We start from the raw sequence: 14,642 nt of genomic DNA on the forward strand, positions 1-14,642 counted from the left end.
CGATCAGGGATGGTTGGCGATGAAGCCGTCGACATTATCCTTGGTGGTCAGCGTCGCGTCCATCAACTGGATCGGCGGAACCTTCTCACCGGCGACGATCTTGACGGCATTGGCAACGGCGTCGCGGCCCATCTTCTGGGTCTGCTGCGTTGCCGTCACGTCGAAGACGCCGTTCTTCAGCGCCTTGAGTGCCGCAGTGTCGCCGTCAAAACCGCCGAGGGCAATCTTCTGCGACGGGTTGGCCACCTTGATCGCCTGGGCGGCGCCGAGGGCGAGCGCATCGGCTTCAGCAAAGACGATGGTCACGTCCGGGTTTGCCTGCAGCATGTTCTGCATGATCTGGAAACCCTCGTCCTGGCTCCAGATCTGCGAATATTGTTCGGCGACGACCTTGACGCCCGGATTGGCGGCAATCACTTCGCCACAACCCTTGCTGCGGTCGACTTCCGGCGTCGTGCCCTTCTGGCCATGGATGATGACCATCTTGCCCTTATTGCCGGCCTTGTCGATGATGTACTTGCAGATCGCCTTGGCCGAGGTCACGGAATCGGTCGCCAGGAAGGTGTCGCCGGGAGCGCCATCGGCGTTACGGTCGACATTGACCACCGGGATGCCGGCGGTGCGGGCGAGCTTGACCGGAACGGTTGCGGCAGCCGCACCAGCGGGGATGTAGATCAGGGCATCGATGTTCTGCGTCAACAGGTCCTGGATCTGGTTGACCTGGGTCGGGCCGTCACCCTTGGCATCGACGGTGACGACTTCGATGCCACGCTTCTTGCCCTCGTCTTCGACGGCCTGCTTGATCTGGTTGAAGAAATTGGCCTGCAGGTTGGCGACCGCGAGGCCGAGCTTCTTGACTTCCTTTGCCTGCACAGCGTTGAGCGAGAGGGCCAGTACGGCCGCCGAAGCCAGGAGAACACGCGCGAATTTCATTTTTTCCTCCGTTGGTTTGAACTATCCCGGGGGCTATTCCCTCCGTCCCGGGCCACTATCCGCTCCGTCATGGAGAGGAATTCTTCGAAGGGGCTGGCGGAGCCCCGTAATCTCAGGATCTCCGCTTGCGCAGCGTTTCAGCACCGACGGCGAGCACGATGACGATGCCGATGATCACCTGCTGCAGGAAGGGAGAGACATTGAGGAGATTGAGACCGTTGCGCAGGACACCTATGATCAGCACGCCGATCAGCGTGCCGCCGATGCCACCGGACCCGCCGGTCAGCGACGTTCCGCCGATGACGACAGCCGCAATGGTGTCGAGTTCATAGCCGAGGCCGCTGGAAGGCTGAACCGAGTCCAGCCGAGCCGCCAGAACGATGCCTGCAAGTCCGGCCAGGACAGCGCAGACGATATAGACTGAGATTGTCACGCGCTGGACGTTGATGCCGGCGAGACGGGCGACTTCGGGATTGCCACCTACGGCATAGAGCATCCGCCCTTCGGCGCGAAATCTCAGAAACAGCCAGGCGACCAGGAGAACGACAAGCATCAGAAAAACGGTCGCCGTCAGCACGCCGAAATGCCGGTCGATAGCCAGCATCATGAACCAGTCCGGAAAGCCGACGATCTGCTGGCCGTCGGTGATCATCGAAGCAACGCCACGCGCCGCCGACATCATCGCCAGTGTCGCGATAAAGGCCGGCACGCGGAACTGGGTGATCATGATTCCGACAATCAGACCGCTGACGGCCGAGGCGACGAGCGCCACGGCCATGCCGACACCCATGGGAAATCCGGCGACATTCGCCGTCCAGCCCATCACCATCATCGACAGCGCGATCACCGAGCCGACGGACAGATCGATGCCGCCGATCAGGATCACGAATGTCATGCCGACGGCCATGATGCCGAGGACGGTAATCTGATCGAGAATGTTGAGGCCATTGTGGACGGAGAGGAATTTGTCCGTTGCAACGCTCAGGAACAGGCACAGCGCGATCAAGCCGATCAGCGGGCCGGTCGCTCCACGCAGCCAGGCCAGCGGCTTTCTCTTTGTCACCTGTGCTTGTTCATTGACGCTAACCGCTGCCATGGTTCCTCCCGTAGCTCGGCTATCCTGAATAAGGCGGCAGTTTAGAATATTTATTCACATCTGCCGGAAAATGCACTAACAGGTCCGATTTGGACTGTCAATCAAAAATCGGCCACCGGTAAATGCCCGGCTCGCAACGCAAAATATTGACGAGGGACTTGACTAATGCACGTTTCTCGCAAAAATATAACATACTGAATAAATATGCAGGAGCGGAAATATGGAACTGGAGGAGCTTAAGCGCACAGCACGGCAAATCCGTTTGCGTGATCTTCAGGCGGTGTTCGAAGCGGGCGCGGGCCATATCGGCGGGGAAATGTCGGCGATCGACATCATGACCGCGCTCTATTTCCGCGTCCTCAGGATCGACCCGAAAGAGCCGCGTCTTCCCGGGCGCGACCGCTTCGTTCTCTCCAAGGGCCACACGGCCTGCGCCCTCTACGTGACGCTCGCCAAGCGCGGCTTCATTCCGGAAGAGGAAATCTCGACCTTCCTCAAGCCCCATTCCCGGCTCAACGGTCATCCGAACTGCAACAAGGTGCCGGGCGTCGAAACCAATACCGGCCCGCTCGGGCATGGCCTGCCCGTCGCCGTGGGCATGGCGAAAGCGGCGAAGCTTTCGGGCGCTGCCTATCACACCTATGTCATGACTGGCGACGGCGAGATGCAGGAAGGCTCCAACTGGGAAGCCATCATGGCTGCCAGTCAATTCAAGTTGGACAATCTGACGCTGATCGTCGACCATAACCGCTTCCAGCAGGGCGCGGCACTGGCGGAAACCAACGATCTGGCGCCGCTTCGTCCGAAGCTCGAGGCCTTCGGCTGGGACGTGACCGAGATCAACGGCAATGAAATGGCCGAAGTGGTTCCGGCGCTCGAAACGCGCACCTCCCGGCCGCATTGCATCGTCGCTCACACAAACAAAGGGCACGGCATCAGCTTCATGCAGGACCGTGTCGAATGGCATCACAAAGTGCCGAGCAAGGAACAATACGAGATTGCTGTCGCAGAACTTTCGGAGGCGATTTGATGAACGCGCATGTTCCTGCAGAGGGTCTTCATGACTGCCGTGACGCTTTCGCCGCGACCCTGGAGCGACTGGCGGCCGAGAACAACAAGGTCGTCGCCGTGTGCAACGACTCCGTCGGCTCGTCGAAACTAACCGGCTTCAAGGCCCGGTTTCCCGAACGCCTGGTCAATGTCGGTATTGCCGAGCAGAACATGGTCGGCGTCGGCGCCGGTCTCGCCAATGGCGGTATGCTGCCTTTCGTGTGCGGCGCGGCCCCCTTCCTGACGGGCCGTTCGCTCGAACAGATCAAGGCCGATATTTCCTATTCGAATGCCAATGTGAAGCTTGTCGGCATATCCTCCGGCATGGCCTATGGCGAGCTTGGACCGACGCATCATTCCATCGAAGACTTCGCCTGGACCCGCGTCCTTCCCAATCTGCCGGTGATCGCGCCCTGTGACCGGATCGAGACCGCTGCAGCCATCGAATGGGCCGCGAGCTATGCCGGCCCCTGCTTCCTTCGCCTCTCTCGCGTCGGCGTCCCGGACCTGCTCCCGCAAGGACACAGGTTCGAGGTCGGCAAGGCCAACCTCCTTCGCCAAGGCTCCGACGTGACCTTGATCGCCAACGGCACGTTGACGCATCGGATCCTCAAGGCTGCCGAGATCCTGGCGCAGCGCGGCATCGAAGCCCGCGTCCTCAACATGGCTACCGTCCGGCCGATCGATGAAGCCGCAATCATCGCGGCCGCAAACGAGACCGGCGCGATCCTGACGGCTGAGGAACACTCGATCTTTGGCGGTCTCGGCTCCGCCGTGGCGGAAGTTGTCGTGGACAATGTGCCGGTGCCGATGAAACGCCTCGGCGTGCCGGGTATCTTTGCGCCGACCGGGTCCGCAGAATTCCTGCTTGATGAATTCGGCATGGCTCCGGCGTCGATTGCGGACGCCGCCGCCGAACTGATCAGGCGCAAGTGAAAATGGATTGCCGCGCATGTCGCCCGAAAGTGGCCCCCCGGTTTCGGGACAACGACATGCGCAAAAACAAACAGATAAAGCGCGTCACCTGATCCATAAATATGCGGACGCGCTTTAGCGGACTGACGGGGCGCGTTCATTCGCGCCCTCACGCGTTGGAGGAGAAAATTCATGCGAGCCATTCTCGCAATCGATCAAGGCACGACCAATTCCAAGGCGCTGTTGGTATCCACCACGGGAGAGCTGCTGGCGCGCGGATCGTCACCGGTCGGCATTTCCTATCCCCAACCCGGCTGGGTCGAGCAAGACCCGAAGAGGATCTGGGAATCGGTCTGCGAGGCGATCCAGGCCTGTCTGGCAGCGAAGCCGGACGCCGTGGTCGAAGCCGTCGCCATCTCCAACCAGCGGGAATCGGTGACGATCTGGGATGCCGAGACGGGAGAAGCGCTCGGCCCGGTCTTGAGCTGGCAGTGCCGCCGAACCGCGGCGGATTGCACCCGGTTGATCGATGCAGGCCATCAGCCGCGCGTGCAGATGCTCACCGGGCTGCCGCTTGATCCGATGTTTCCCGGCCCGAAGATGCGCTGGCTGCTCGAACAGGCGCCAAAAGGCCGCAAGCTGCGATTGGGCACGATCGACAGCTGGCTGATACATTGTCTGACCGCGGGCAGGCAGCACGTTTGCGACGCGTCCAATGCAGCAAGAAGCCAGCTCTTCGACCTCAATGCCCAGGTCTGGAGCGACGAGCTGTGTGCGCTTTTCGACGTGAACAAGGATGCGCTTCCCCTGGTGCTGGACAGCGCCGCCGATTTTGGCACAACGCTGAATGTACCCGGCGTGCCCAATGGCACGCCGATCCGTTCGGCGATCGGCGACAGCCACGCGGCACTGTTCGGTCACGGCGCCTTCAACACCGGCGACGGAAAGATCACCTTCGGCACCGGCTCGTCTGTTATGACGACGTTGCCCAGCTTCATCGCTCCGCAGAAAGGCATCACCACCACGGTGGCCTGGCGGATCAACGGCAAGCCGACATTCGCCTTCGAAGGCAACATCCTGGTTTCAGCCGCGAGCCTTCCATGGATGGCCGAGATATTGGGCCTGCCGGATGTCGCTTCCCTGGTCGAACTCGCGGCCACGGCTGAACCCGATGGCCCGGGATTCGTGCCGGCATTCGTCGGCCTCGGTGCTCCCTATTGGAATTCGGATGCAAGAGCACTGTTTTCGCAGATCAATTTCAGCACCACGCGGGCGCAGATGGCACGCGCCGTCACCGACTCGATCGCCTTCCAGGTGAGGGATGTCTTCGCCGCGATGCAGAGCCAGTTCGGCCATGGCTTTGGCGCACTCTATGTCGACGGCGGGCCGAGCCAGAACCGTTTCCTCATGCAATGCGTGGCCGACGTGCTGCGGCATCCTGTCATCCAGCGCGAGGCACCCGAAGTCTCGGCCCTGGGAGCGGCTTATCTCGCCGGCCTGTCGCTGGGGATCTGGGAGAGCATGGACGCCATTGCCAGGTTGCCGAGAAACGGCGTCGAAATCGGGCCTGAGGACAGCGAACAATCGAGAAAACTCGACACTTGGTACGATGCAATTGATCGCTCGACGTTTGTGCGCGCTGGGACTAAGAGTGAATAAAAATTCAGTCGGGGGAATGTATGAGTCGTCTGAACGAACTGCGCCTGATTGCTCGCGTCGCTCAGATGTATCATATCGAGCACAAACGTCAGGCGGAGATCGCCGAACACCTGCATCTCTCCCAGGCCACAGTCTCCCGCATGCTGAAAAAGGCCGAAGCGGAAGACATCGTCCGCACCAGCGTCATTCCTCCCGCCGGCACCTTCATCGACCTTGAAAACGGTCTTCGCGARCGCTTCAATCTCCCCGAGGCGATCGTCGTCGAATGTTCGGAAGATCGCGATGGCGCGATCATGGCGCGCATCGGCGAAGCCGGAGCCCATCTCCTGGAAATGACGCTCGTTCCCGGCGAGATCATCGGCGTTTCGAGCTGGAGCCAGACCATTTTCAAGATGGTCGAGAACATTCATCCGCAGAAGAGCGCGCAGGCGAAATATGTCGTTCAGACGCTGGGGGGCATGGGCGACCCCTCCGTGCAGACCCATGCGACACAGCTGACGACGAGACTTGCGAAGCTCACCGGGGCGGAGCCGAAGCTGCTGCCGGTGCAGGGCGTGACCACGTCCCGGGAAGCCAAACTGCTGATGACATCCGATCCCTATGTGCGTGAGACCATGGACCTCTTCAGCAGCATCAGCCTCGCGATCGTTGGCATCGGCGCCGTCGAGCCGTCGGAACTGCTGACGCGTTCGGGAAACATCTTCTCCCAGCGCGAACTGGCCGATCTTGCCGAGGCCGGTGCGGTCGGCGACATTTCGCTGCGGTTCTTTGACAGACATGGGAAATCGGTGAAGACGCCGCTGGACGAGCGCGTGGTCGGGTTACCTATGGAAGACCTGTCCCATGTGAAGCGCGTTATCGCGGTGGCCGGCGGGGCCAAGAAGACGGAAGCGATCGCCGGCGCATTGCGAATCGGTGTCATCGATACGCTGATCACCGACCACTTTACCGCCGCCCGTCTTTTGTCTCCGCAGTCCGCCTGACTTGAAAGCCCATCTCATTGGGCCGGCAAGCACGATCCTGCACACCAACCAACTTACTCGCGCCAAAGAAGAAGCCTGGTCCTGCAGGGCGGGCGGGGCTTCCGGGCGATCTGCGCTTTGCGAACAGGAATCGAGCGCAGGTGCGGACTTTGTTCAGATAGGGCTTGCCGGAATAATCGCGCCGCCACCGCATTTCCACCCGGCAACCAGGCTTGGAGGCACAAGTCGCCCAGGCTCGATCATGAACAGGGCCGAAACTTAGCCTCTTTGGTGACGCAGATATCGAGTTCGACGACGGTTTTTTTCTTGGCCACAACCGATAGTCCCGCAGCGGTCATGCCTGGATTGGCGGCGATAAAGGCTTTCTTGATCTCCGCAGAGTCACCCTTCTTGAGCTTTTTGGGGGCACGGAATTCATCGGGAATCACGACGGCCTTCACGTCGGCCTCCGACAATTTGAAATAATCGGAGGGCGACAGACCGGAACACGTACCATGCTTGGGCCATTCGTGATCGATCAGCGATGGGTCGGCATAGATGTCAGCCCATTGTTCGTGCTCAGCATCGCTGAGGGCTGTTTGGCTGCAGGAGGTCGGATATGCCCCGCCTTCCATCTGCGGCCAGAGCCCATGCAGGACAAAGCCCTTCGGAGAACTGCACTCCTTCTGGTGCCCATGGTTCGTGGCACAGAAGCCGGGCTCCCACGACAGCGCCAGGACATAATAATCGAACTGTCCCGGCGGCCGCTTGCCGACATCGTGTGGAGCAGCGTTCAGATTGACGGGAGCAACCAGCGTGGCCGCCGCCAGCATGGCTGCAAGGCCTGTCGATACGCAATTGCGAAAGCGCTTTTTCGTCGCCATGAGATTAATCCCCTCTCGTGATTTCCAGCAGACATACCCACAATTGCCGCACTCACCTTCGGGAGAGGCTTCTACAAAGCGCTCTCGACGGAAAAATAACGGTGGCGCGCGCTTGGAGCATAACGCGACGAGCATCGCATTTCAACCATTGCGGTGAACATCGAAGAATACAATCCGGCGATTTTACGCGGGGTGACTTGCCAGACGGAACGAGTTGATGAGGGCAAAGAGGAAGCCCGGTCCAGCAGGGCGGGCGGACCGGGCTTCAGGGCGATCTGCGCTTTGTGAACGGGGATCAAGCGCAGATGCGGACTTTGTTCAGATAGGGCTGGCCGGAATAATCGCGCCGCCAGCGCATTTCCACCCGGCATCCAGGCGTGGAGGCGTCCGTCCTCCAGGCGAGCCGGACCGAATTGGCAGTGTCCTGTGAGGACGGGGTGGCGGCGGTGGTCAGGTCACTTCCGGCGGGGCCGAGAGCCGCAAACGCAGCACCTGCTGCAGCAACCAAGCCGACAAAGAACCTGTCCATCACCGCCATCCCATCTCAAAACGGTCGCACTTAACTTGAGATGGTTTTCGCACAGATCGGACCGTCCTGCTGTTCCCAACGGAACACGCCTGCTCAGGCGGGCGATTGAGCGCCAAAAGCAGAGAACTGGGCAACCAGCGGCGCCGGCAGCCGCTGCGGCCGGCCACGGCCATTGATGACTGCGACGATGACGCGCGCGGCGATCAGCAATGTCCCATCGCGGCGGATTTCCTGGTCGAGGATCAGCTTGGCGCCGGCGGCCTTCTCCGTCACGGTGCGGATCGTCAGTACGTCGTCCATGCGCGCCGGCTGTTTGAAATCGATCTCCATGCGATGCACGACGAAGACAAGGCTTTCCTCTCCCCTCGACACCTTGCTCTGATCGATGCCGAGGCAGCGCAGGAAATCGGTGCGGCCGCGCTCGAGAAAATGCAGGTAGCGGGCGTGATAGACGACGCCGGAGAAATCCGTGTCTTCGTAATAGACACGCTGGGTGAGGATATGGCCTTCGGCCGTCAGTTCGCCGGAAAGCGAAATGGATTGATGCTGCATTGCGGAACTTCTCTGTTGATACGCCGCAAATCCTTATCGTCAGCCAGCCGTCCAGCCAAGCGGATTGACCGATAGGTTTGCGCTGCTATGGTCCACACCAATAGTTTGCAGGAAATGGATATTTGCAAATGATGACAATTCGATCCGGCCTTGTCGTTCTCGTCAAAACTTTGATGCTGTTGCTTGCCCTCGAATTGATCATGCGCCTGATCGACGTGTCGGCGGGAACGACAGTGCGCTGGTCTTTCATTACTGCGGGGACCCTGCTGTTTATTCCCCTGATGCTGATCTACTGGCTCGCAGAAGCCATTGTGGATCACATGACGCCGAAATCGAACGAGACTTTTGCCGAAACGCCGTTGAAATTCGACGACCTACAAGCCATCGTCTTCAGCGCCACAGGCGCCTATGTGCTCGTCACAGCGATGCGCGAAACAATCTATCTCATGGATTTCCTATTTCAGACACAGCCACGCGCGCTGGAGATACCGATCCCGATTCCGGCTCACCTCTATCTGACGCCGATCGCCAACTGGCTATTCGGATTCTACCTGTTGATCGGTGCGCCAGTGCTGCGGCGATGGCTGGCGAATATTCGCCGCGCCTCGCCTGTCCCGCGGCCACTCGAAGAAGAGTAGAATGGTCAGCCCTTCCAAAGCCCCTCACGGCTGAGCTCATCCTGCGTCATGACGATGCTCTTGTGCAGGATGTCGGCCATCTGATCGATCTGGCTTTCGGAAATCGTCAGCGGCGGGCTCATGACGCACATGTTGATCAGCGGCCGCACCAGGAGCCCAAGCTCCTGACAATGCTTGTCGATGCGTTTGCCGACTTCAAGATCGAGCGCCAATGGATTGTTGCTGACATGGTCGGCGACGCATTCGATGCTCGCCATCAGGCCGACACCGCGCACCTCGCCCACCAGCGGCAAGTCTTCCAGCGCCTTAAGCCGGCCCTGGAAATGCGGCGCAATCGTCCGAGTCCGCTCCAGCAATCCGTTTTCCAGCATATCGAGATTCTTCAGCGCCACCGCGCAGCCGATCGGATGGCTGGAATAGGTCAGACCATGCGCAAACATCGCATCCGGATGGTTGGACTGGCGCAGTTCCTCGAACAGCCTTGAGCGGATCATCACGCCGCCGAGCGGGAAATAACCTGATGTCACGCCCTTAGCGAAGGTGATCATATCCGGCTCGATACCGAACTCATCCTTCGAGGCGAAGACATGCCCGAGCCGGCCGAAAGCCGTTACCACTTCGTCGGAGATATAGAGAATATCATGTTCGGTGCAGAGCGCCCGCATGCGCGGCAGATAGCCCGGCGGCGGCACGATCACGCCGCCCGAGGCCATGATCGGCTCGCCGATGAAGGCGCCGATACTCTCGGCGCCAACTTTTTCGATGGTGGCGCGGAATTCGTCGATCAGGAAATCGGTGAAGGCTTCCACCGTCATGCCTTTCGGTCGGCGGAACGGATTGGGGCAGGAGAGCTTGATCACCAGCTCCCTGGCGCTGTCCATCCAGTCCTGGTCGCGCGGCCGGCCATTCATCGAGGCGGCGAGATAGGTCGAGCCGTGATAGGCACCCTCGCGGCTGACGATCAGCTTCTTCTCCGGGCGTCCCCGGACATTGTTGTAGAACTGCAGGAAGCGGAAGGCCGTCTCGACCGCCGAAGAGCCGCCGGTCGTGTAGAACACGTGGTTCATCCCCTCAGGCGCATGGCCCGCCAGCCGCTCGGCCAAGAGTGCCGACGGCTCGTTGGTAGTATACCACGGCGAATTGTAGGAAAGCGCCATCGCCTGATCGAACATGACCTGCGCCAGCTCCTTGTTGCGATGGCCGACATTGACGCACCACATGCCCGCAGGCCCATCGATCAGCTGACGGCCGGCGCTGTCGGTAACATAGATGCCGTCGCCGCTTTCGATCAGGCCGCGCGCTTCCGCGCCGATCGAGCCGGCCACCGGCCAGGGCTGCACCAGATGCTTCTCGGCAATCGCCTCGATAGCGGAAGGGCTCTCTTCCATCTCGATCTCTTCCCGTTTCGCAGCCATGATCGCCTCCCGTGCAAATTTCAGATATCGCTTCAACAGACTGTTTTACAATAGAATATGCGATTCTTATTGAATGTCTGTTCAGTCAATATCTCAGAAACAGTAAGGAAGATCAATCCCGCGCCGCGGATTTCTTTGCTGTAGGACAGAGTCTGTCGGCAGGCGCTCAGCCGCCAGCCCGAAGCCGTTTGCGCGTTTCCGACGGGCTCTCGCGGAATTGGGCGCGATAAGAGCGGGAGAAAGCTGAAGCCGAATTGAAGCCGCTCGAAGCGGCGATATCGGCGAAGGAGGCGCGGCTTTCGATCACCTTGCGCCGCGCCGTATTGAGCCTGAGCGCGAGGTAATGCACATGCGGCGAGACGCCGAAACTCTCGTTGAACAGGCTTTGCAGGTGGCGGGCGCTGATGCCGGTACGTTTCGCGAGCCGCTCCAGTGAAAACGGCTGGTCGACGCTTTCCTCCATCAGCCGCACCGCCTGCACCAGGCGCTTGTCCATCTCACCGGAATTGCCGGATGGCGACGGCAGCGGACCGGCGCCGGCATCGCGCTCATAGAGGAAGGCACGCGACACTTCGAGCGCCAGCGAATAGCCCTGCCGGCGGCGGATGATTTCCAGCATCATATCGATCGTCGGCAAGGAACCACCGGATGTCATGCGCTTGCGGTCGATGACGAAGCGTTCCTTGACCACATTGATCTGCGGATAGCGGCCGGCAAATTCGTCGCGGTCCTCCCAGTGGACGCTGACCTGGTGGCCATCGATCAGGCTCGCCTCGGCCATCAGCCATGTGCCGGATTCGATGCCGGCGATCATCGAGCGGTGGCGGGCGGTTCGCGATAGCGCCATCTTCATCGGCGCTGTATTGTTGCGCCGCCAGTTGTAACTGGAGACGACGAACAGCGGATTTTCATCCTTGTCGGGCCGGAAGGCGCCATCGACGGGAATGTTGATATGCGCCGTGGTTTCCACAGGCTTGCCGTCGGGGCTCAAAAGCCGCCAGCTATAGAGCGTCTGGCCGGCGACGCGGTTGGCAGCACGCAGCGGTTCGAACACCGAAGCGAGCAGCAGCACCGTCGTTTCAGGGAAGGCGAGGATATCGATTTCCAATGGCCGGTCGGGATGGTCGAACATGGAGGCTCCACAGGCTTCCGATTATGTATAGAATTCTGCCGAAACTGCAAAGCAAAGAAATGCAAGCACAGGCCTAATTGCCGCCAAGCTGCTCCGAGGGAGGTTTTCGAAAATGCCGCTCACCATGAACCGTGAAGTCTTCATCACCTGCGCCGTCACCGGCTCGGGCGACACCGCCGGCAAGTCGCGCCTCGTGCCGCGCTCGCCGAAGGAAATCGCCGATTCGGCCATCGACGCCGCCAAAGCTGGCGCCGCAATCGTCCACTGCCATGTGCGCGATCCCGAGACCGGCGCCCCCTCGCGCCTGAATTCGCTCTACAAGGAAGTCACCGATCGCATCCGTCAGGCCGACACCGACGTGGTGCTCAACCTGACCGCCGGCATGGGCGGCGACATCATGTTCGGCGGCCCGGAAAACCCGCTGCCGCTCAACCCGGCGACCGATCTTGCCGGCGCCACCGAACGCGTCTCCCACGTCGCCGAATGCCTGCCGGAAATCTGCACGCTCGATTGCGGCACGATGAATTTCTCGCTCGGCGACTATGTGATGACCAACACGCCCGGCACGCTGCGCGCCATGGCCAAGCTGATGACCGACCTGGGCGTCCGTCCGGAAATCGAAGCCTTCGACACCGGCCATCTCTGGTTCGCCAAGCAGCTGGTCCAGGAAGGCCTGATCGAGAATCCGGTGCTGGTGCAGCTCTGCATGGGGGTTCCGTGGGGCGCGCCCAATGACCTCAACACCTTCATGGCAATGGTCAACAACATACCCTCGGACTGGACTTTCTCGGCCTTCGCCATCGGCCGTGATGCGATGGCCTACCCGGCCGCAGCCATCCTCGCCGGCGGCAATGTCCGCGTCGGCCTCGAAGACAATCTCTATATCGGCAAGGGTGAGTTCGCCACCAATGCCCAGCTGGTCGAAAAGGCCGTCGGCGTCATCGAAGGCATGGGCGCCAAGATCATCGGAYCGGAAGAGGTTCGCAAGAAGCTGAAGCTGCAGAAGCGCTGAAGGTTTCGGCGAGGGGAAATTCACCCCTCACCAAGCGCGCCCAGACACTCGACTTCGTCTCGCGCGGGCTTGCTATCCTCTCCCGCAAGGGGAGAGGCAGGGGTGCCACAAGCACCGCCTCGCTTGGGGCAAGGCGCCGCCGCGGGTTTTACCTCTCCCCTTGCGGGAGAGGATACGAAGGCCGGGCGAGCTTGCGAGCCCTTGGCCGAAGTTGGTGAGGGGTAAATTCCCGCTCAAAATGATTTGAAATTTGGAAAGTGGAACAGTCATGAGCCAAATCAAGCAAGCAGCCTGCGTCGGCGGCGGAGTGATCGGCGGGGCCTGGGCGGCCCGGTTCGTGCTCGCTGGCATCGACACCAAGATTTTCGACCCGCATCCGGAAGCTGAGCGCATCATCGGCGAAGTCATGGCCAATGCCGAGCGCGCCTATGCGATGCTGACCACCGCACCGCTGCCGAAGAAGGGCAAGCTGACCTTCAGCAAGACCGTCGAGGAAGCCGTAGCGGGCGCCGACTGGATCCAGGAAAGCGTGCCGGAACGCATCGATCTCAAGCGCAACGTCATCACCCAGATCGACGCCGCCGCCGACCCCAAGGCGCTGATCGGCTCGTCGACGTCAGGCATCATGCCGACCGAATTGCAGCGCGACATGAAGCATCCCGAGCGCATGTTCGTCGCCCATCCCTATAACCCTGTCTACCTGCTGCCGCTCGCCGAACTCGTCGGCGGCGAGAAGACCTCCAAGGCCACGCTCGAAGACGCCAAGGCCAAGCTCGCACCGATCGGCATGAAGGGCGTGATCATCAACAAGGAAATCGAAGCCTTCGTCGGCGATCGCCTGCTCGAAGCCGTCTGGCGCGAAGGCCTGTGGCTGATCAAGGACGACATCTGCGACACCGAGACCCTCGACGATGTCATCCGCTATTCCTTCGGCATGCGCTGGGCGCAGATGGGCATGTTCGAGACCTATCGCATTGCCGGCGGCGAAGCGGGCATGCGCCACTTCATTGCCCAGTTCGGCCCCTGCCTCTCCTGGCCCTGGACCAAGCTGATGGACGTGGTCGATCTCGACGACGCACTCACAGACAAGATCGCCAGCCAGTCCGACGCCCAGTCCGGCGCCCGCGGCATCCGCGAACTCGAACGCATCCGCGACCAGAATCTCGTCGGCATCATGCAGGCGCTGAAGTCCGGCGACGAAGGCCGCGGCTGGGGTTCGGGCAAGCTGCTCGCCGATTTCGAGGCGCATCTCTGGAAGATTGCGCCGAAGCCGGAGGTCAAGGCCAGCCAGGAGCCGATCGAACTGCTCAAGGTCAAGGTCCATCCCTCGTGGATCGACTATAACGGCCATATGACCGAATTCCGCTACAACCAGTGCTTCGCCGACGGCGGCGATGCCTTCCTGCGTCTGATCGGCGCCGATCTCGACTATGTCGCAGCCGGCCACAGCTATTATACGGCCGAAAGCCATACGCGTTTCCTCGGCGAAACTAAGCTCGGCGACGAACTCGCCGTCACCGCCCAGGTCCTGCCGAGCGATGGCAAGAAGATCCAGCTGTTCATGTGGCTGAAACGCGTCTCCGACGGCGCCCTGATCGCCACCTGCGAGCACCTGATGCTGCACGTCGCCTCCGCCGACGGCAAGGTCGTGCCGCCGCTGCCGGCGGTGCTTGGCAAGTTCGAGGCGCTGGCCAAGGCGCATGCCGGTTTGGCGCTGCCGGACGGCGCGGGACGGCATGTAGGGCAGAAGAAGGCCTGATCATCGCCTGGCAGGCCCCCTCATCCGGCCCTTCGGGCCACCTTCTCCCCGCTGGGGAGAAGAGGGAGACTGCCGAACAGCCTCGGCAAGAAGCGCTGAGGTTGGA

The 14,642-nt window shown here is 60.9% G+C and carries 14 protein-coding genes; 7 read left to right on the plus strand and 7 right to left on the minus strand.

What is annotated here, in order from left to right:
- Positions 1-3: 3 nt before the first annotated feature.
- Together AC1D06_RS04265 and AC1D06_RS04270 are read right to left on the minus strand one after the other, a co-directional pair.
- Positions 4-933: a substrate-binding domain-containing protein gene (locus AC1D06_RS04265; protein WP_477985227.1), complete on the minus strand. Its 930-nt coding sequence runs from the start codon at positions 931-933 to the stop codon at positions 4-6.
- A gap of 112 nt (positions 934-1,045) precedes the next feature.
- A complete protein-coding gene (locus tag AC1D06_RS04270) occupies positions 1,046-2,029 on the minus strand; it encodes an ABC transporter permease (RefSeq protein WP_477877067.1) in 984 nt (327 codons plus the stop codon).
- Between the two features lie 220 nt (positions 2,030-2,249).
- On the opposite strand from AC1D06_RS04270, the gene AC1D06_RS04275 reads away from it, so the two are divergent.
- The 4 genes from AC1D06_RS04275 (at position 2,250) to AC1D06_RS04290 (ending at position 6,636) form a co-directional block, all read left to right on the plus strand.
- Positions 2,250-3,059 (plus strand): transketolase, encoded by an 810-nt coding sequence (locus tag AC1D06_RS04275; protein ID WP_477985229.1) that lies wholly within the window; start codon positions 2,250-2,252, stop codon positions 3,057-3,059.
- Entirely contained in the window at positions 3,059-4,015 is a 957-nt protein-coding gene (locus AC1D06_RS04280; protein ID WP_477985231.1) for a transketolase family protein, read from the plus strand. The genes AC1D06_RS04275 and AC1D06_RS04280 overlap by 1 nt, the downstream gene beginning before the upstream one ends.
- A 171-nt stretch (positions 4,016-4,186) precedes the next feature.
- Complete coding sequence (locus tag AC1D06_RS04285) at positions 4,187-5,653, plus strand: FGGY family carbohydrate kinase (RefSeq protein ID WP_477985233.1); 1,467 nt, start codon at positions 4,187-4,189, stop codon at positions 5,651-5,653.
- Positions 5,654-5,673: 20 nt separating this feature from the next.
- Positions 5,674-6,636: a sugar-binding transcriptional regulator gene (locus AC1D06_RS04290; RefSeq protein ID WP_477877063.1), complete on the plus strand. Its 963-nt coding sequence runs from the start codon at positions 5,674-5,676 to the stop codon at positions 6,634-6,636.
- 239 nt (positions 6,637-6,875) lie between these two features.
- Here the strand turns inward: AC1D06_RS04290 and AC1D06_RS04295 are convergent, their stop codons facing one another.
- From AC1D06_RS04295 to ybgC, 3 genes are all read right to left on the minus strand, one after another.
- Positions 6,876-7,634 (minus strand): ribonuclease T2 family protein, encoded by a 759-nt coding sequence (locus tag AC1D06_RS04295; RefSeq protein ID WP_477985235.1) that lies wholly within the window; start codon positions 7,632-7,634, stop codon positions 6,876-6,878.
- A gap of 160 nt (positions 7,635-7,794) precedes the next feature.
- Positions 7,795-8,028 carry a hypothetical protein gene (locus AC1D06_RS04300; RefSeq protein WP_477985237.1) on the minus strand — a complete coding sequence of 78 codons (234 nt, stop codon included), beginning with the start codon at positions 8,026-8,028 and terminating at the stop codon, positions 7,795-7,797.
- Positions 8,029-8,121: 93 nt separating this feature from the next.
- Positions 8,122-8,580 (minus strand): tol-pal system-associated acyl-CoA thioesterase, encoded by a 459-nt coding sequence (gene ybgC / locus AC1D06_RS04305; protein ID WP_477985239.1) that lies wholly within the window; start codon positions 8,578-8,580, stop codon positions 8,122-8,124.
- A gap of 128 nt (positions 8,581-8,708) precedes the next feature.
- Here ybgC and AC1D06_RS04310 point away from each other — a divergent pair, with 128 nt between their 5' ends.
- Positions 8,709-9,218: a hypothetical protein gene (locus tag AC1D06_RS04310; RefSeq protein WP_477985241.1), complete on the plus strand. Its 510-nt coding sequence runs from the start codon at positions 8,709-8,711 to the stop codon at positions 9,216-9,218.
- A gap of 5 nt (positions 9,219-9,223) precedes the next feature.
- Here AC1D06_RS04310 and AC1D06_RS04315 read toward each other — a convergent pair whose 3' ends face one another.
- Complete coding sequence (locus AC1D06_RS04315; RefSeq protein WP_477985243.1) at positions 9,224-10,633, minus strand: aminotransferase; 1,410 nt, start codon at positions 10,631-10,633, stop codon at positions 9,224-9,226.
- A 166-nt stretch (positions 10,634-10,799) separates the two neighbouring features.
- Complete coding sequence (locus tag AC1D06_RS04320; RefSeq protein WP_477985245.1) at positions 10,800-11,765, minus strand: GlxA family transcriptional regulator; 966 nt, start codon at positions 11,763-11,765, stop codon at positions 10,800-10,802.
- Between the two features lie 112 nt (positions 11,766-11,877).
- On the opposite strand from AC1D06_RS04320, the gene bcoG reads away from it, so the two are divergent.
- Together bcoG and AC1D06_RS04330 are read left to right on the plus strand one after the other, a co-directional pair.
- Positions 11,878-12,777 (plus strand): 3-dehydrocarnitine:acetyl-CoA trimethylamine transferase BcoG, encoded by a 900-nt coding sequence (bcoG, locus tag AC1D06_RS04325; RefSeq protein WP_477985247.1) that lies wholly within the window; start codon positions 11,878-11,880, stop codon positions 12,775-12,777.
- A gap of 268 nt (positions 12,778-13,045) precedes the next feature.
- Positions 13,046-14,536, plus strand: coding sequence for a carnitine 3-dehydrogenase (locus tag AC1D06_RS04330; protein ID WP_477985249.1), 1,491 nt, complete (start codon positions 13,046-13,048; stop codon positions 14,534-14,536).
- The last annotated feature ends 106 nt before the right edge of the window (positions 14,537-14,642 follow it).

This window comes from Rhizobium sp. P2_G2, from assembly GCF_056403555.1.